Raw genomic sequence first — 18,987 nt, 5'->3', positions numbered from 1 at the left:
CCTGCTATCCCTTTTTCTTTCCACCTGCAGCGCGATTGTTCGCCGGATCGTCCGTGCGATTCCACCATCCGCCGCCCAGCGCCTGAAACAGGCCGACCGTATCCGACAGCCGGGCTCCGCGCGCCTGCGCCAGAGCCAGCCGGGCCTGTAGCTCGGCCTGCTGCGCATTCAGCATCGTCACACGGCTGACATCCCCCAGCCTGAGCTGCATCTGTGAAATACCCGCGCTTTTTGTCGCCGCCTGTGCAGCCTCTTCCGTCCGCACGAGTGCGTCTGCGTCATTGCGAACAGCATTGAGACTGTCCGCGACATTCTCCACCGCCGTCGTGATCGTGGCGCGATACTGCGCAGCCGCTTCATCATAACGCCGACGCGCACCGGTTTCCTGATGCTGCAACTCGAACCCGTCGAACAGCGGTTGCGTCAGCATGGCGCCGAGGGTCCACTGCCCATAACCGGGCACCGCCATCTGCGCGATGCTCGCGGCAGCGAATCCGGGAGAAAAACCGAGCTGCACATTCGGCAGACGATTGGCGATCGCGACACCCACATGAGCGCAGGCAACGTGATAATACGCCTCGGCGGTTTTGATGTCCGGACGTTGGTTGATGAGTTGCACAGGCAGGCTCACCGGAAGATCGACAGGCAGCGAGAATCGCTCCAGCGCAAAATCCGGCGTCGGCTGATCGGGCATATCGTTCGCCAGTGCCGCGATCTCGTCATGCAACGCCGCCAGCATCTGCCGCAGTGCCGGGAGCGTAGCCTGCGTCTGCGCCAGAAGCGTCTGCTGCTGCGCCAGATCCGCCATCGAGAGATTACCGAGGCGTTGCTGGGTTTCAGCCGACCTCATCACCTCCTGCTGCTGTGCGATCAGGCGTTCCGTCGTGGCGATTTCATCTCGCACCATCGCATAGGAAATGGCCGCATCCACCACCGAGCTGGTCAGCGTCAGCCATGCCGCCTCCAGCTGGTATTTCTGCGCTTCCCGCTCCGCCGCAGCCGCTTCGATCTGACGGCGCACGCCGCCCCAGAGATCCGGTGAATAGGAAATATTCAACTGCGCCGTATGGATGGTGTACAGCCAGGAATCAGCCATCGGCACGTTGGAATAAGCCCGTGACGTCTTGTAGCGAGCCGGGTTGAAAGAGCCGCTCACAGACGGATATAGCGCGCTTTCAGATGCCAGCTTGTCCTGCTGGGCTGCGAACAGGGACAGCTTTGACGCCTCCAGAGTCTGGTTACGTTCCAGCACCCGCTTCAACAACTGATCCAGTTCCGGGTAATGAAACAGCTTCCACCACTCCGCCGGAATGGCCGCACCCGGCCGGAACATCTGCTCGCCATTCTGCGCGTTGCCGGTGATGGAAGCCGTCGCGACACCGCCCCCGCTGCCGGTCGGCAGGCCGCCCTGCATGTAGGACGTCGCGGGCGCGGCCGGACGATGGAAATTCGGCCCCACGGCACACCCTGCGAGGACCATCATGGTGCCAGCGGCGAGCGTCCGTCTCATCATGCCCCATCTCCAGAAGTGTCGCGGCCTGCATCAAGCGCTTTCTGACGCCGACGTTCCACGCCCGCCTCTAGTTCAGCGTAATAAGTCGGCAGGATGAACAGGGTGAGAAGGGTAGCGATGCCCAGACCACCGACGACGACAGTGGCAAGGCCGCGCTGCACGTCGGTGCCGATGCCGGTGGCGATGGCGGCGGGCAACATGCCCACGGATGCCACCGTCGCGGTCATCAGCACGGGCCGAAAGCGCTCTCCCGCGCCTTCCAGCACCGCGTCACGCAACGAATTGCCTTCCGAACGCAGCCGGTTGATGTTGGAAATCATGATGATGCCGTTCTGGATCGCCACGCCGAACAGCGCGATGAACCCGACCACGGTGGCGACATTCAGCGTCTCGCCGCGCACATGCAGGGCGATCAGACCGCCCAGCGTTGCCAGCGGCACGACAGCCAGCACCAGCACCGCCTGACGGAACAGCCGGAACTCACCGAACAGCAGGAGCAGCATCACGGCAAACATGATCGCCAGCGCAACACTCAGGCGCGCCTGCGCTCTCTGTTGCTGCTGGAACGTGCCTGCCCATTCCAGACGATATTTCGACGTGTCGAAATGAACCTCCCGGTCGATGCGGGTTTGTGCGTCGGTCAGATATTGCGACAGGGGCCGGTCGCCATTGTTCACACGGATGGTGATCTGCCGGTGATTATATTCATGCGAGATGTTGCTCTCGCCTGTCTCGAGGTGGATGCGGGCCAGAGCCTCCAGCGGAATATGGTCCCCTGAAGTGCCGGTGAGCGGCAGATGACCGAGCTTCTGGAGGTTGGCCGCCTCGTCGGGCTGGAACCGCACCGTCATGTTGTAGGTGCGATCACCGACATAGACCTGCGTGACAGGCGCATCGCCGATACCATTCTGGATCACCGCCATCACGTCCGCAACCGACACGCCGTAACGAGCGATGGCCGACCGGTCGACCGTGATGGAGACTTCCGGAATTTCCGGCCCCTGAAAGATCGAGGCGTCCCGCGTGCCCGGAACGGTGTGCAGGACACGGACGATTTCGTTGCCGATGCGCCGGAGTTCACGGAAATCCTGGCCATAGACACGCAGGACGAGCGGGGAATGCGCACCGCCGACCAGATCGTTCATGCCATCTTCGATCGGCTGGCTGATGTCGAAGCTGATGCCCGGAACCTGCTGAAGCCGCTCACGCAGTCTGCGTTCGAACTGGGCCTTGTTCTCCCCATGAGGCCACGAACTGTAAGGCGTCAGACCAACCGGCATCTCGATGTGGGACGGTGTCCACGGATCGGTGCCGGAATCATTCCGTCCGAGCTGCGTGATGGTATAGGAGACTTCCGGAAACGCCTTCACAGCGGTCCGAATCTCGGTGGCCATCGCGCTCGCCTTGTCGAGCGAAACACCCGAAGGCAGACCCACCTGAAGCCACAGGGCACCCTCATCCAGTTCCGGCAGAAACTCGCGCCCGGTGCTGAGCCCAAGCACGATCACCATCGCGAACGCCCCGGCGCCTGCGATGTAAGCCAGAAACGGCCGGTCCACGATGTGCCCGAGCCAGTGGAGATACTGCCGGTGCAGCCACTCCAGCGGACGGTTGCGAAAGAGGCGGTGCGGGTTGCGCATCGCCAGCCACGCCAGCGACGGCGTCAGCATCGTCGCGCTGAGCAGGGCGCCGAACAGCGCGAAGCTCACCGTGAAGGCCATCGGGCGAAACAGCTTTCCCTCCGCTCCCTCAAAGGCGAAGAGCGGGCTGTAGGCGACAATGATGATCAGGGTGGAGAACAGGATCGAGCGGCCGATATGATTGGTGACGCCGAGGACGTCCTTCATCCCGATCTTCTGCTTCGGACGTTCCTCGCGGATACGCAGGATCGCTTCCGTCACAACGATCGCCCCGTCCACCACGACGCCAAAATCGATGGCTCCGAGGGAGAACAGGTTGGCCGGCATCCCCAGCAGATCCATGAGCACGAAGACCATGGCCAGCGCCAGAGGGATGGTCACGGCCGCGACCAGAGCGCTGCGGGGGCTGCCGAGGAATATCAGCAGCACCACGATCACCAGCAGCACGCCCTTGAAGACGGTATCCATCACCTTATCGGTGGTCGCCTTCACCAGCATGTCACGGTCGATATAAGGCACGATCCGCACGCCCATCGGCTCAAGCTGCTTCTGCAGTTGCGCAACCTGCTCATGCACCCTCGTCAGAACGAGCGATGCGTTCTGACCACTGAGCATCGTCACGATGCCTTCGATGGTGTCGGGATTGGAATCCTTGCCGAGAATGCCTTCGCGGACCTGATGCCCCATCTGGAGCTGTCCCAGATCCCTCAGCTGGATTGGAACGCCGTGATGCTGTGACACGGCGACCTCGCCCATGTCGTCCAGTGTCCGCACCAGCCCGGAACCGCGCACGACATAAGACTGCTCGCCACGCGTCACGCGGCCACCGCCAGCATTGGCGTTGTTGCTCTGCATCGCACCGATGACATCGTTCAGCCCGATGCCGTAGCGTTGCAGCGCCCCCGGTGTGAGGACGAGCTGATATTCCTTCGTGAAGCCGCCGAAATTGTTGACCGCCGCAACGCCGGGAATCTGCAGCAGCGCGGGGAGGACAATCCAGTGCTGGATGTCCGAAAGCTGCATCAGGTTCGCACGGTCGGATTCCAGCGTGTAGCGATAGATCTCACCCGAAGGTCCCGTCACCGGCCCCAGTCCGGGAAGGGCCCCATAGGGCACGCTCACCTGAGCAAGCTGCTCGGTGACGCGCTGCCGGGCGAAATAGACGTCCGTGCCGTCCTTGAAGATCAGCGTGATCAGGGACAGGCCGAACGTGCTGCTGGACCGCGAGTCCACGATACCGGGCGTGCTGGCAAGCTGGCGTTCCAGAGGCACCGTGATCTGCTGCTCGATTTCCTCGGCGGCAAGCCCCGGCACCTGCGTCGTCACCTGCACCGTGACCGCGCCCAGATCCGGATAGGCTTCGATGGCGATGTCATGCCACGCGAAAAGCCCGCATACGGCAAGGATGAAAGCGGCGAGAAAGACAAGGCGACGCTGGCGCAGGCACCCCGCGATGATGGTGTCAATCATCGTTGAGCAATACCGCGCCTGATGTGACGATACGATCGGTGGAAGAGAGGCCGGAAGTCACCCGGCACAGAGGGCCGTCATCATAAATCACATGAACGGCACGTCGCTGGAATTCGTGCGGGTGCACTTCGACAAAGACGGTGACACTGTCATTGTTCATGACGAGCGCCGATTGCGGCACCGCAATGGTGATGGGTTCCGGCGCCATGACTGTCATGTTGGCATACATGTTCGGATGCAGCTTGCGGTCGATGTTGGGCAGGATCGCCCTCACCATAAGCACCTGTGTATCGGCCTGCATGATCGGCTCGATACCCGAAACGCTTGAATGGAATATCTGGTTGGGAAAAGCGGAAAGCGAGAGATTGACCGCCTGCCCGAGTTCAATGCTGCTGATATCGCGCTCGGGAATACTGGCGACCGCCCAGACCTCGGCAATGTTCGTCACCACCGCCAGCGGCTGGGTGATATCGACCACATTCATTCCGGCTGTCGTGTTGACGCTGCCGACATCTCCTTCGATGGGCGAACGCAGCGTGATGACGCCTCCGGCATTCTCGCTGGTGGAGAGGGAATTCAGTTGCGTGCTTGTCCGCTGCTCCTCCGCCTGCGCCTGCGCATAGGCCATGCGGGCACTCTCCACGTCCCTGACCGCATCTCCGCCTGCCGCGAGAACGGCCTGCGCCCGGTTCAGCGTCCGGCGGGCAAGATCGAGGGCAGCCTGCGCCTTTCGCTCGTCGGCGGAAGCCTGAGCTGCATCCGCGGACACGATGTGGGCGATTTCATCACCGGCATCCACATGCTCGCCGACACGCACGGCGACATCCAGAATGCGGCCCGTCGCGGGTGGGAAAACGGTGACGTTACGGGCTGGTTCCGCGACGATCGTGCCGGGCGCGGTCGTGCCACGGTTCCAGTCATTGATCGTGACGGGCCCGATCGTGAGGCGTTTGTCCACCGGCGAGCCTTCGCGCACGATGATGGCTCCATCCGCCTTATGCTGGACATCGGGCACACTTTCCGCGTGGACTGCCACCACGGCGGGACCGCAGCAGGAAAAAGTCCCCACAAGGAACCCGGCAAACAGTCTGAGCGACCAGACGCCACGCGAGCGAAAAGCGGTCACCACAATGTCAGGCCATTCCAAGCAGGCGACCACGCGCCGAAAGCACGCAGGTGAACCTGAAGTCGCTGGGTTCATACTTTTTCATCACGAACAGGGTGTGGAAAATAAGGGAAAGGCACGCCCTGAAAGCACTCCCGCGACTGACGACACCGCAGACCTGCCAGCAACGGCGTGTCTGCACGTAGAACACTGCACTCCCCCACGCAACTGGTGAGGCGTCGCAGTCATACTGTTACCGTCCGATATCATGGTATTGCATTTTAGTGACGATTGCGGCTTTCCTCAGACATGATGCTGTGTAACGCACTGTAATCCTGTTTCTAATCGGAAGCAGAATCAATACGACGCCCACCCCTCCCCTCAGGATTTCGTCCGTCTGGGAGCAATCAGTTCCTTTTCCGGATACAGACAATCATGTGTGGCGACGCAGCGCCAGCATTCGGGACGACGCGCCTTGCAGACGTAACGTCCCTGCAGAATCAGCCAGTGATGGGAGTCCCGCAGCAGGTCTCGGGGAATCCGGGCTTCCAGCGCTCGTTCGACGTCCAGAACGGTCTTCCCACGCGCCAGCCCGGTCCGGTTGGCAAGACGATAGCAATGCGTGTCCACCGGCATGGCGGGCAACCCGTAGGCGACATTGAGCACCACGTTCGCCGTCTTTCGCCCCACGCCGGGAAGCGCTTCAAGCTCCTCGCGAGTGGCGGGCACCTCGCCGCTGTAACGCGCCACCAGATCACGGGAAAGAGCGACGACATTCTTCGCCTTGTTGCGCCACAAGCCGATGGTGCGGATATGTTCTCCCACCTGCTCCTCCCCTAAGGCCGCCATTTCAGCCGGACCGGGCGCGATGGCGAACAGGGCGGGTGTCGCACGGTTGACGGAACTGTCAGTGGCCTGCGCGGCCAGCACCGTGGAGACGAGCAGCTGGTAGGGGGTCGCGAACACCAGTTCGGTCTGTGCCTCGGGCCAAGCCCTGGCAAGATCGGCGAGAAACCGGCCAAGTTCCGCTTTCGTCATGTCGCGTGGCGCGATAGCCGTGCCGTTTGGAAGGCGCTCCCCTTCGTCATCAGGGGCAGAAGTGGATGTTTTGGATGTTCGCGATGCCATGAGCCGATTTTTCACCATGCTCACGCCGACGTCAAAACCATCCTCGCTTTTCTGACCGACGACCCCTGTTGCATATCTCCCGCACATCCCGACACTGTGCCTCCCTATCCTCCCTTTCCCAGCATTGACGGACGGCAGCATGAGCAAATCCTTTCCTTCCGAAACCTTCATGGATGCCTCCGTGGCCAGCGCCGGCCATGAACTCGAACGCCTCCTTCAGATTATGGCGCGACTGAGAGATCCGGAAACGGGATGTGCATGGGATGTGCAGCAGACACCGGCGACCGTGGCACCCTATGCGATCGAGGAAGCCTACGAGGTATCCGACGCCATTGATCGCGAAGCTTGGGGCGAGGTCGCCGATGAACTGGGCGACCTTCTGCTTCAGGTCGTTTTCCAGTCCCGCATCGCGGAGGAAAGCGAGCGTTTCGATTTTGCGGGCGTTACGCGGCGCATTGCCGACAAGATGGTGCGTCGCCATCCACATGTGTTTGCCGATGCACAGGATATCCGCGAGGACAGGAGCGCCCTGTCGGCGCAGTGGGAGCAGAACAAGGAAACCGAGCGCAAGGCTCGCGCGGAGCATGGCGCTCTGGCTGGCATCCCTCTCGCCCTTCCCGCACTGCTGCGGGCACGCAAGCTGGCTGCACGCGCTGCGCGGGTCGGATTCGACTGGCCCGATGTGAGCGGTGTCGTCGCCAAGGTTCATGAGGAAATGGCCGAAGTGGAAGCGGAAATCGCGTCCGGCGATCGGACCGCCTTGCAGGATGAAATTGGTGACCTGCTGTTTTCCGTCGCCAGTCTCGCGCGTCGTCTGGATCTCGATCCGGAAGCATGTCTCCGACAGGCGAACGCCAAATTCACGAGGCGCTTCGAAGCCGTGGAAGACGTTCTCGCCGAGAATGGACAGACGCCGACGGACTGCGACGTGGAGAAACTGGACGCCCTCTGGCGGCAGGTGAAAGCGAAAGAAAAATCCTGATCCATTCCCTGGTTTTCAATGCCTTTCGATACTGGACGGTCTGCTCGCCATCTCAGTGAGGGCAGCCGCAACCTCACTGACCGGGTCACGCCATGCCACCCTCGGCAAATCCGAAGTCTGCTGCTCAAACAGGCGGACCTGCGGATACCAGAGATGACGACCCGTGCGTTGGTCCCAGTTACCTTCGGCCCAACGCCAGTCGCCACCAAAGCGATTGAGAAGCCAGAACGGTTTTCCCATGGCCCCGGCAAGATGTGCGATGGCGGTATCGACGGAAATGACAAGGTCAAGACTGCTGATGACCGCAGCCGTGGACGCCATATCCCCTTCCGGAAGCGGCTCCAAACCATCAGGCGTTTTTATAGCGGTCAGAGAAACCCATTGAATGCCGGGCACATTCAGAAGGGGAGCAAGAAGATCGAAATCGATCGAACGACGGCGATCGAACCTGTAATTCGGATTTCCTGCCCAGCAGAGCCCCACCCGCAAAGCTTTCTTTCTTTTTAGGGATTTTTCCGGATAGAAAAGAAGATAGGGACCGCCCCAGCCCGGTAAATTCTCACCGAGAAGTCTTGGCAGGCTCAGAACCGAGGCTCTGACCGTCGCCTTGCTGTCTGTCGCGGACGAGCAGAGCTTCAGCCGACCTATTCGCCTCATCTCCTGCCAGAACGGCAGTTCGAAAGAATCCTCGACAAGGCGGTGCAAGGTTTCCGGCACAAGCAACGTGACGGGAGCCCGGGCCGCCGCCTGCGGCACAAAGCGCAGGAACTGGATGAAATCACCCAGCCCCTGCTCGCCACATAACAGGACCGGCCCTGCTCTTTCCGTTCCATCCCAGTCTGCCAGATCCACACGTGGCAAGGGGCGCACAAGAGTTTTGCGGGCTTCGAAATCGCCCCAGCCTTCCTCGAACCGGCCTTCCGCCAATTCGACCGTCGCAAGATTGAAGCGAGCACGCACCGCATCAGGCGTTCCGGCATATTCTGCCATGACACGCCGGAAAAGCTTTTCAGCGTCCTGCCGCCTACCCAGGTCATTCAATAACGTCCCGCGATTCAACATGATGCGGGCATCTTCGGGCTTCATGCTTTCCGCTTGCGAAAACACCTCATCCGCTCCAGCAAGGTCCCCGACCGCCATGCGCACGAGCCCTAGATTCGTCAGAGTTTCAGCTGTTGGCGGTGCATGTTCAACGGATTGCTCCAGCGCATCTGCCGCCTGATCAAATCGCCCGAGTTCAAACAACATCGCGCCGTGATTGGCGAGAGCCGCCGGGTCATCGGGTTGCAGATCCCGTATGCGCGCAAACAAGGGTTCAGCCGCCTGCACCTCGCCCATGCGGGCAAGCAGTTGCGCCTCGTTCTGGCGGGATGCGACATCGTCGGAAGCAGCAAGCCTTGTGGCACGCCGGGCTGCCTCGCGCGCGTCCGGAAAACGTCCCTGCCGTTCAAGAAACCGAGCCAGAACCAGATGGTATCCGGCTTCCATCGGGCGGAGTTCCAGTGCGAAGCGCAACTCGGCTTCCGCATCGACGATCTCGCCATCCGCCTCGAGAGCCTCGAAAAGCGCAAGATGTGTGGAAGGATTATCCGGATCGGTGAGAGCGGCCACGCGCAGTGCGGACAATCCGGCAGCCGCATGCCCCAGACACCGCAATGCCAGTCCCAGCGTGATGTGAAAGGCCCCGCGCGGATCGGTTTTTACGGCCAGCCCGGCATAGGCAACGGCAAGATCATATCGCTGGAGATCGAAGGCCGCGCGGGCCAGGGCATGGAGCAGAACAGGATCACCGGGTTGCTCGGCCAGACGGATTTTCAGATCCCTGAAGGCATCTTCAGCGGAATACGGGGCGGCATGATCCTGCACAGGAAACCTTCCGGAGAGCGAGAACAAGAACAGTCACTGTAGCATCTTTCCCGGAAGCGTCAGACCGAGCACGGGCTGCAAAATCTCTCGGCTGGCGAGCCGCTGCTCAGGGTCCGTATGGCCGCTCCGCTTCGGGGCGCAAAAACCCACACACGCCTCCTGAAGATGTTCTCGATTTGGAGGCAGCTTTTGCCACAGCCGCTCCGCAACATCCTCTGCGGTGACTTTCATGAAGAATGACCAAAGTCGTGGCAGAGCGGCAAAAGGGTCTGTAATGTGAGGAAAAATCAGGGGATACGCATCATGATGTTCAGAAAGGCAGCCCTTGGCGCCACGGCGCTACTGGTCCTGTCCGGTGAGGCCCTGGCACGCGGGGACAACACCGTCCCCCCCCTGGCCAATGCCGAACTGGCCGATCATGAGCATGTCTCCGCTTCTGCTGAGGGGCTGAAGGCAGCGGTGGACCTGCAGCAGAAGAGCGATTGCGGCGTTCCTACCCTGCTCGGTGACGAAGACGGCTTCGCCTCGGGGGCCTGCCGCATGGCGACCCTCACTCTCACGGACAGCAGCCGCCCGGAACGACTGCCTTTCATGGCGTCGCTGACTCCCTATAACCGTGACGGCAGCGACGTGCGTGACCTGCAACTTGATGTGCGTCGTCTCGATGCGAATGCTCCGCTACCGCAGGCCGTCGTCTCGGTTTATACGGGCGGCGCACACTGCTGCGCACTGACCAGCATCATCGGTACCACCAAAGAGGGTGCGTGGACAGCAACAAAACCCTCTGAACTGGCCGGAGAGGGACGCCCCCAGTTCGCTGACATCGACGGCGACAAAGTGCCGGAAATCATCGCCGGTGACGAAAGCTTTCTCTATACGTTTGCTTCGCACGCAGGCTCTTATACCCCTTCCCTCATCTATCGTTATCAGGGCGGCCATCTGGTCAATGTGACCACCGATCCGGCCTCCCGTTCCTACCTCGCACAGGAACTGCACGAGAACGAAGGGTTCTGGGTGCAGCAGAACCGGAACGAACCCAACGGCTTTCTGGCCTATTATGTGGCCATGAAAGCGAACATGGACCAGTTCGCTGAAGGCTGGGCCTACATGCTTCCGCGATACGATCATGAAATCGACGCAGGGTTTTCACCGTCACTCTGCTCTCTCGGCAGCCGGGCGGACGCAGAATGCACGCCGGAAGAACAGGCGCCATTACCCTTTCCACAGGCACTCGCAGGTTTTCTTGTGGCAAAAGGATATGTGACCCCGCAACAAGCCCTCGCCGTGGCTCCTGACGCGGAAAGCGCCATTCGCGAAGCCAGTCGCTACCATCCTGATTTTTCCTGCCTGACACCGCCGCAAAAGAATGGTGTGGCGACGATGCTGTGTGAAAACAGCGCGGCCGCGCAACACGAACTCCAGTTCGATCAGGTCTATTACGCTCTTCGGGCGGTTGTTGGGCCAGCCGGATGGAAAGGCCTCAAGCAGGAAATCATTCTCGCGGAAAATGCCGTCGATCAGCAGTGCGGACTGCCTGTGCCGGGAGCTGCCGACCAGACAGTCCCACCGGATGCGACAGCCTGTTATGCGGCTGGCATGGATCGCCTTTCCGAGGCCTATCGCGCTCGCCTTTCAGGAGCTGCTCTGGAGGAATCGAAGCGCCCCATCGGCGATCATATCGCTTTACAGCGCCGCCTGATCGCTCTCGGTTATCTGCCCGCAGGGTCTATTGCGGACGGAGTCTATGGTGAATCGACACGGGCCGCGATCACTGCGTGGAAACACGAAACACAGCAGCCTGAATCCTCGCCTTTCCTGTCCGATGCAGACGCGGTGATCCTGATGGGGCATCCACTCGCCCCTGCTCTCCCGCAGCAACTCGCCACACAGGAACAGAAATCGGCAACACCGGTTTCCGGATCGTCTGACTCTGTCATCACATCCTCTTCTTCTGTCATCAGCTATCAGAAGACGGGATGGTCGCTCTTCGGACTTTCCTTTGCGCTATCGATCCTTTTTCTGGTGTCGGCCTTCACTCTCTATTTCGTGCCCTTCATCGTCGCCTGCCTCCGGGACACGATCCGCAAACCGGCTGTTTTTGCCGTCAATTTTTTCCTTGGATGGACCTTGATCGGCTGGGTCGCGGCCATGGTCATGGCTGTTTCGCTGGAAGCACGGCGGAGCACTACTGGAGAGTAATCACCAGAAGGAATCGAAAATTATATAGAGCGGATGAATGGCTTTTGAGTAAAACCGTCAATATTTTCATAAATACTGACGCCACCTTTCATATGAAAAGACTCATGTTCCTATGGGTTTTTTCCATTAGGCGCAGACTCTCTCTCCACCAAAGCGCGAATACCCGGCAGGATATCAATCAGCAACCCGCCGGGAGGCTGGGGCAGCGGTGGCGGCAACAGTTGCCAGGATGACGCCGCCAATGCCTGCTCCTGTTGCTTCAGCAATATTCTTGCTGCGGTCAGGTGCGTTTCATCTTCCTTGCCCTCCAGCGCGTCGAGACCTGCCTGCGCCAGATGAGAAAGCTGCTCAGAAATTGGCCTTACCATTTCCAGTGCCGGGATATTCTGAGACTCTTTCTGAAAGCGGGCCGCATTATCCACCCAGCCTTTCAGCGATTTTTCCAGCTCTGCTTTCCCACTTCCATCACCATGAACATAAGCGTCCGCCAGAGAATTGAATCTGAGGGCAGAAAAAGAGTCCGGTGTTGCAATCGCAATGGGCCAGGAAAGAATGGCATCGCCTGCTTTTTTCGCCATCCGGTTAATCGTGTAATTCCGGACTGGACTCGTGACATCGAGCAAAGAATTGATGGCCTCAGTGGATGACGTCCCAAAACGGGCAACCATTGCACGGTGATCCTGCTTTGTCTGAAGCGCTAGTGTTTCAAGCCGCTGCTCAACCAGCGGGAGCCGACGTTCCATATCAGAGATGTCCCGGACGGAAGCGGGCGACCAGAAACGCTCGGCGAGCACTGCCGCACGGGGCCATAGTCGCTGGTCAAGCATCGGTTTCGACACAACCTCCGTCCAGAGCGCAGCCTCTCCACCCAGCACAAGATTTTCCTGCGTGCCTGTTAGCGGAGACATCCCCGGGTCGAGTGCGAAGGCATCCGCAAGCCGGAAGTGAGTACTGTGCGCGTAATCCAGTTCTTCCCCGAAAAGACCAGTGGCTTTCACATCATAGGGATCGACCTGATAATGCTCGCGGGCAGGACGCAGGAGATCGAGATAATAGCCGGATGAGACGATCACCGGGTGTCCGGCCTGCGTCGCGGTGCCAATCCACTTTGACGCACGCCAGACTTCGGCCACGACGTTTTTGGGGACAGGAGCGGACAGCACCTCGTCCCAACCGATCACGGTCTTTCCCTGCCCAGCCAGAAAAGCCTGTACTCTGGCCGTAAACGCTCCCTGCAATGCCGAGCTATCGGCATAACCGCCGTCTTTCATCGCGGCCATGATCCGAGGATTGCGGGTCCACTGCGACGCGACCACCTCATCGCCACCAGCATGAAAATATTTATCGGGAAACAACGTCCCCATTTCGGCGAAAAGCTTCTCGACGAATATCAGTGTATTCGGATTTGTCGGATCGAGTGCAGGATTGTTCGCATTCCCACCAGCGATACAGGCGGAACTCCCCGTGCAGGCAGCATTTGCAGACGGCAGCGGTTCGGCGGCAAGATCGGGATAGGCTTCCAGAATGGCAAGGGCATGACCCGGCACATCGAATTCCGGAACGACACGGATGCCACGATCCGCTGCATAGCGCACCAGTTCACGGATTTGAGCCTGCGTGTAGTACTGCCCATGCGCGCTAACAGCCTGAAGCTGCGGGAAGACATGACTTTCCACACGGAAGGCCGCCCCATCGTTCAGATGCAGATGAAGCACATTCAACTTCGTCAGTTCCATCGCATCGATTTGGCGATGCAAAGCCGGGATCGACATGAAATGCCGCGAGACGTCGATCATGAGACCTCGCCAACGAAAACGAGGGCTGTCGCTGATGCGGATATCCGGAAACACAACGCCATCCGGCGTTGTGCGGGCAAGCTGCAACAGGGTGGCAAAAGCATGCAGAATACCGGCCGGTCCGTCCGCTTCGAGCCTGACCTTGTCGCCTGTTATGGTCAGCCGGTAGTTTTCTTTCTGGTCAAGGCTCAGCCAGTCTTTATCCTGTCTCGTGGACATCACCAGTGAGCAGGACCCGCGCCCTGCATTGCCCCCTGCAAGAACGCGCAACCTCTCGTGAAAGCGGTTGTAGGCCTGCTTGAGCAGCGGGCTTGCACCGCTTTCCCAGACAGGAAGCATGCGCCCACATGGTGTCGCTGTTCCGTCAACCGGCGAGGTCGATTGCGGCACAGGCATAAGAGCCGGGGCGGCTGACGCAGCCTGAGCAATCCCCATGCCAAGACTGCTTGCGAGTAAACCCAAAACCACGGCACGGAAGAAAATCGGTCGGCCTGTTTTGTGAATACTCATTGATGCCTGCTCCACGAAATCCCGTCAGGATGACTGCCCCAACATGAACGCTGATTTATAAAACTCAAAATTTTCGTCGTGGAAAATGGGGTACGCAGAAGCATCTCTTGTCGTTCGAATGACTAATCAGGACTACAAAAAGCAAAGCGACGTCTTCCAGAAGGAAGACGTCGCTTTGAAAACATCCTTATCACTTCATGCAACCGATAAGGACAACCCCTCAGGCTGAAGCAGCCATATTTTCCGGAACGGTAAATCCGATGACCCGAGCGTAATCTTTCGGAATAACCTGCCAGAAATGCTGCAGAACCTCGTCCCACTTGTGCAGCAGCATGGCGGCATAGGAAGAGTGCGTCTCGGCCGCGTGCGCTTCGACCAGAGCCCGCAGCTTCTGCTGCCATTCCGGCTGTTCCACGCGCCCCCAGAACACGGTATCCGGGTTAACCTTCTGCTCGAAGCTGCTGTCCTCGTCATAGACGAACGCCATACCGCCTGTGAAACCGGCACCGAAATTATCGCCTGAATCACCGAGGATCACGACCATACCGCCTGTCATATACTCACAGGCGTTGGAGCCACAGCCTTCAACCACAGCCGTCGCACCGGAGTTTCTTACCGCAAAGCGCTCACCGGCCAGACCCGCGGCGTAAAGCGTTCCCGCCGTTGCGCCATACAGTACGGTGTTGCCCACAATCGCGTTCTCATTCGAGGCTAGCTTGCTCGATGCCGAAGGACGCACAACGATGGTCGCGCCGGAGAGGCCCTTGCCAACATAATCATTGGCATCACCGTGAACTTCCAGTTTCAGCCCCTGCACCGCGAACGCACCGAGTGACTGACCAGCAGACCCACGCAGCCGCACGGTCAGATGACCCGGCGCCAGCGTGGCCATGCCATACTGCCGCACGATCATCGATGAGATGCGGGTGCCGATGGCGCGCATCGTGTTCTGCACGTTATACTGCAACTGCATCTTCTCGCCGTGATCGAAAAGCGGGCGCGCATCCGCAATCATCTGCGCGTCAAGCGTGTCCGGAACCTCGTTGCGGCCTTCAAGTGTGCAGTAGCGGGCATGGGGGCCGGGATCCGCCTGAACCAGTAGCGGGTTAAGGTCGAGATCATCGAGATCTTCTGCGCCACGAGACACCTGATGCAGCAGATCCGTGCGCCCGATCACATCGGTCAGCGTCTTGAAGCCAAGGGATGCAAGAATATTCCTTACATCTTCAGCAATAAACGAGAACAGGCTGATGACCTTCTCGGGCGTGCCCTCGAACTTGGCGCGCATCGCCGGGTCCTGCGAGCACACGCCGACCGGGCAGGTGTTCGAGTGACACTGGCGTACCATGATGCAGCCCATGGCCACGAGGCTCGCCGTGCCAATACCGAACTCTTCCGCGCCTAGCATGGCTGCGATCACCACATCACGGCCCGTCTTGATGCCACCATCGGTCCGCAGCGTAACGCGATGACGCAGACGATTGAGCATCAGAACCTGATGGGCCTCGGCAAGACCCAGTTCCCACGGCAGGCCCACATACTTCACCGAAGAGAGCGGGCTTGCGCCTGTCCCGCCGGAATGACCGGAAATCAGGATCGCATCGGCTTTCGCCTTCGCCACGCCTGCCGCGATGGTGCCGATGCCCGAACGTGCAACCAGCTTCACCGTGACCTTCGCATCCGGATTGATCTGCTTCAGGTCATAAATGAGCTGTGCCAGATCTTCGATCGAGTAAATGTCGTGATGCGGCGGCGGAGAGATAAGCGTCACGCCGGGCGTGGCATGACGCAGCTTGGCAATCAGTTCTGTGACCTTGAAGCCCGGAAGCTGTCCGCCCTCACCCGGCTTGGCGCCCTGCGCGACCTTGATTTCGAGTTCGCGGCAGTCATTGAGATACTGCGCCGTGACGCCGAAGCGACCGGAGGCAACCTGCTTGATGGCCGAGGACGCATTGTCACCATTCGGACGCGGCTTGGCGCGCGAAGGATCTTCGCCACCTTCGCCGGAATCCGACTTCGCTCCGATGCGGTTCATGGCGATGGACAGAGTCTCGTGCGCTTCCGGGCTGAGTGCGCCGAGCGAAATGGCTGGCGCGATCAGTCTCTTGCGAAGCTGCGTGATGCTCTCGACTTCTTCCACCGGAATGGCCTGACGGTCAGTCTTGAAATCAAGCAGATCGCGCAGGGCCACGGGCGGCTGACGACGCACCGCATCGGCATAACGCTGGTAGATCGAGAAGCTGTCAGCCCCGACAGCCGTCTGGAGCATGTGGATCAGCGTGCCGTCAAAGGCATGCGTCTCACCGCTCCGACGCATTTTATAGAGACCGCCAACCGGCAGCACTGCTGCGGTCGTGCCCCATGCCTGCCTGTGGAAACTGAGGACGTTCTTCGCGATACCGGCCATGCCGATACCGGAAATGCGTGATGGCATGCCGGGGAAGAATTCGGCCACCAGCGCACGAGACAGGCCCACGGCTTCGAAATTGCAGCCGCCACGGTAGGACGCCATGATCGAAATGCCCATCTTGGACATGATCTTGAGCAGCCCCTTGTCGATCGCCTTGCGATACCGCTCGACGGCTTCACGCAGAGTCATGTCGCCGCAAAGGCCGCGACGGATGCGGTCCGCGATGCTTTCCTGTGCGAGGTAGGGGTTCACCGTCGTCGCACCCACGCCGAGCGTCACGGCGACCGCGTGAACATCCAGCACATCCGAAGTCCGCACGTTCAGCGACGTGAAAGTACGCAGCGAATGACGAACAAGATGCGTATGAACCGCGGCCGCAGCGAGGATGGTCGGGATACCGGCGCGCTCGGTTGACTGATTCTCATCGGTCAGGAAGACGTGCGAGCACCCTTCGCGCACACGCTCTTCTGTTTCGCGACGGATACGCGCGATCGCTTCCCGCAATCCGGTCTCGCCTTCCGCCGCCACGAAAGTGGTATCGATGGTACAGCCACGATCACCGCAGAACCTGCGCAGGGCCTCGTACTCGCCACTGGTCAGGATGGGGCTTGGAAGCTGGAGCAGATCGCACTGATCTTCCGACTCCTCAAGGATGTTGCCCAGATTGCCGAGCCGCGTCAGCAGACTCATCACCCGTGACTCGCGGAGGGAGTCGATCGGCGGGTTCGTCACCTGACTGAACCCCTGCCGGAAATAATGCGCCAGACCACGATAGCGCTCGGACAGGACCGCGAGAGGGGTATCATCACCCATCGACCCCACGGCTTCGGCGGCACTCTCCACCATCGGCTGAAGAATATGCTCCAGCTCCTCAAGCGTGTTGCCGACCGAAAGCTGACGGCGACGAAGCTCTTCCGGCTGGAACATCACCGGCTCGACGACATCGTCGCGCACCAGAGCACCGATCTTCTGGATCTTCTTCACCCAGCGCCCGAAATCCTGACGGCCTGACAGCAGGTCGAGCAGATCTTCGTTGTCGTAGAGTTTCGCCTCGTCGAGATCGACGGCGATCATCTCTCCCGGCCCGAGGCGCCCACGGCTGACAACATCCTCGACCATCACCTTCACCATGCCCGCTTCCGAGCCGATGATCAGCAGGTTGTTGGATGTCTGCGTATAACGCAGCGGACGCAGGCCCGAGCGGTCCAGTCCGGCGATGATCCAGCGCCCGTCCGTCGCACACAGCGCGGCAGGCCCATCCCACGGTTCCATGACAGCGTTGCAGTAGGCAAACATGTCGCGATGCGCGGGCTTCATCGAGGAATGGACGCCAACACTGGCCGGCACCATCAGCGTCTTTGCGGCAGGCGCGTCACGCCCTGCGTGGGTCAGCAGTTCGAATACGTTGTCGAACGTCGCCGTATCGGAACCGCCAGCCTGCACCACCGGCTTGATGTCGGCCATGTAGGCATCGAGTTCCGGGTCAGCCAGACGGGTTTCGTGGCTGCGCATCCAGTTCACGTTGCCGGAGATCGTGTTGATCTCACCGTTATGCGCCACGCGCCGGAACGGCTGGGCGAGCTTCCAAGTCGGGAACGTATTGGTCGAGTAGCGCTGGTGATAGATCGCAAACCGGCTGACAAAACGCGGATCGAGCAGATCCGGGTAGAAGTTCGTCATATGCTCGGCGAGAAACATCCCTTTGTAGATCAGAGACTGACACGACAGAGAGCAGATATAGAGATCGACCTGATTGGCGATCGCCGCCTTCTCGATCCGGCGGCGGATCACATAGAGGTCACGTTCGAAATCCACCTCCGCACGGTCAGCCTTGCCGCGGATGATGATCTGCTCGATCTCCGGACGCGTCGCATTCGCCTTCTCACCGATGCAGGCGGTGTCGATCGGCACCTGACGCCAGCCATAAATGCTGTAGCCGAACATGAGAATTTCGGTTTCGATGATCTGGCGGCAGCGTTCCTGCGCGGCCAGATCGGTCTTCGGCAGAAACACCTGACCGATGGCAAGGGGGATGCCTGCGTCCCGGTCGGCCTGACTCACACCGATCGCTTCCGCGAAGAAATCCTGCGGGATCTCGATGTGAATACCTGCGCCGTCGCCCGTCTTGCCATCGGCATCGACCGCACCGCGATGCCAGATCGCTTTCAGCGCCTCGATACCGGCTTCCACGACATCGCGGCGCTTGCGACCGTCGAGTGCCGCGACAAGCCCCACACCACATGAATCGTGCTCGTCGGCCGGGTCGTACAGGCCGCTCTGCAGGGTTTCGCTGTTGCGCTGCCAGTTCTCGATAAACGCTTCACCGCTCTCGATAGCGGAGGAGGAACCGTCAAATGAGTCCATGATC

General features: G+C 60.1%; 9 protein-coding genes. 2 read left to right on the top strand and 7 right to left on the bottom strand.

Annotated features, from left to right (window positions below; translation table 11 throughout):
- Nucleotides 1-4: 4 nt before the first annotated feature.
- The 4 genes from GOB81_RS09975 to nth all read right to left on the bottom strand — a co-directional run bounded on the left by GOB81_RS09975 (nt 5) and on the right by nth (nt 6,874).
- On the bottom strand, nt 5-1,513 hold the full coding sequence (locus GOB81_RS09975; protein WP_173570266.1) for an efflux transporter outer membrane subunit: 1,509 nt from the start codon (nt 1,511-1,513) through the stop codon (nt 5-7).
- Nucleotides 1,510-4,623 (bottom strand): efflux RND transporter permease subunit, encoded by a 3,114-nt coding sequence (locus GOB81_RS09970; RefSeq protein ID WP_173570265.1) that lies wholly within the window; start codon nt 4,621-4,623, stop codon nt 1,510-1,512. Before GOB81_RS09970 ends, GOB81_RS09975 begins: the two co-directional genes overlap by 4 nt.
- Nucleotides 4,616-5,749, bottom strand: a complete 1,134-nt coding sequence (locus GOB81_RS09965) for an efflux RND transporter periplasmic adaptor subunit (protein ID WP_338421347.1) — start codon at nt 5,747-5,749, stop codon at nt 4,616-4,618. The genes GOB81_RS09970 and GOB81_RS09965 overlap by 8 nt, the downstream gene beginning before the upstream one ends.
- Before the next feature lie 360 nt (nt 5,750-6,109).
- Nucleotides 6,110-6,874 carry an endonuclease III gene (nth, locus tag GOB81_RS09960; RefSeq protein ID WP_173570263.1) on the bottom strand — a complete coding sequence of 255 codons (765 nt, stop codon included), beginning with the start codon at nt 6,872-6,874 and terminating at the stop codon, nt 6,110-6,112.
- 121 nt (nt 6,875-6,995) lie between these two features.
- On the opposite strand from nth, the gene mazG reads away from it, so the two are divergent.
- Complete coding sequence (gene mazG / locus GOB81_RS09955; protein WP_242010177.1) at nt 6,996-7,838, top strand: nucleoside triphosphate pyrophosphohydrolase; 843 nt, start codon at nt 6,996-6,998, stop codon at nt 7,836-7,838.
- A 15-nt stretch (nt 7,839-7,853) separates the two neighbouring features.
- Here mazG and GOB81_RS09950 read toward each other — a convergent pair whose 3' ends face one another.
- The gene (locus GOB81_RS09950; RefSeq protein WP_173570262.1) at nt 7,854-9,704 is read right to left on the bottom strand and encodes a tetratricopeptide repeat protein; all 1,851 of its coding nucleotides are present in this window, start codon (nt 9,702-9,704) and stop codon (nt 7,854-7,856) included.
- A gap of 303 nt (nt 9,705-10,007) precedes the next feature.
- Between GOB81_RS09950 and GOB81_RS09945 the strand changes: the two genes are divergently transcribed.
- Nucleotides 10,008-11,903, top strand: a complete 1,896-nt coding sequence (locus GOB81_RS09945; protein WP_242010176.1) for a superinfection immunity protein — start codon at nt 10,008-10,010, stop codon at nt 11,901-11,903.
- A 110-nt stretch (nt 11,904-12,013) separates the two neighbouring features.
- On the opposite strand, the gene GOB81_RS09940 is transcribed toward GOB81_RS09945, so the two are convergent.
- Together GOB81_RS09940 and gltB are read right to left on the bottom strand one after the other, a co-directional pair.
- Nucleotides 12,014-14,209, bottom strand: coding sequence for a beta-N-acetylhexosaminidase (locus tag GOB81_RS09940; RefSeq protein WP_173570261.1), 2,196 nt, complete (start codon nt 14,207-14,209; stop codon nt 12,014-12,016).
- A 220-nt stretch (nt 14,210-14,429) separates the two neighbouring features.
- Entirely contained in the window at nt 14,430-18,983 is a 4,554-nt protein-coding gene (gene gltB / locus GOB81_RS09935; protein ID WP_408736919.1) for a glutamate synthase large subunit, read from the bottom strand.
- Nucleotides 18,984-18,987 lie beyond the last annotated feature (4 nt).

The organism is Acetobacter conturbans, assembly GCF_011516755.1.
In the GTDB taxonomy this organism is placed as follows: Bacteria; Pseudomonadota; Alphaproteobacteria; order Acetobacterales; family Acetobacteraceae; genus Acetobacter; species Acetobacter conturbans.
The sequence above is the reverse complement of the archived record's forward strand: the minus strand, read 5'-3'. Positions and strand labels throughout refer to the sequence as shown.

What these genes read in the sequence shown, in the direction of transcription:
- GOB81_RS09945 (WP_242010176.1), top strand. Translation starts at nt 10,008, where the DNA reads ATGATGTTCAGAAAGGCAGCCCTTGGCGCCACGGCGCTACTGGTCCTG.
- GOB81_RS09970 (WP_173570265.1), bottom strand. Translation starts at nt 4,623, where the DNA reads ATGATTGACACCATCATCGCGGGGTGCCTGCGCCAGCGTCGCCTTGTC.
- GOB81_RS09940 (WP_173570261.1), bottom strand. Translation starts at nt 14,209, where the DNA reads ATGAGTATTCACAAAACAGGCCGACCGATTTTCTTCCGTGCCGTGGTT.
- GOB81_RS09975 (WP_173570266.1), bottom strand. Translation starts at nt 1,513, where the DNA reads ATGATGAGACGGACGCTCGCCGCTGGCACCATGATGGTCCTCGCAGGG.
- gltB (WP_408736919.1), bottom strand. Translation starts at nt 18,983, where the DNA reads ATGGACTCATTTGACGGTTCCTCCTCCGCTATCGAGAGCGGTGAAGCG.
- nth (WP_173570263.1), bottom strand. Translation starts at nt 6,874, where the DNA reads ATGGTGAAAAATCGGCTCATGGCATCGCGAACATCCAAAACATCCACT.
- mazG (WP_242010177.1), top strand. Translation starts at nt 6,996, where the DNA reads ATGAGCAAATCCTTTCCTTCCGAAACCTTCATGGATGCCTCCGTGGCC.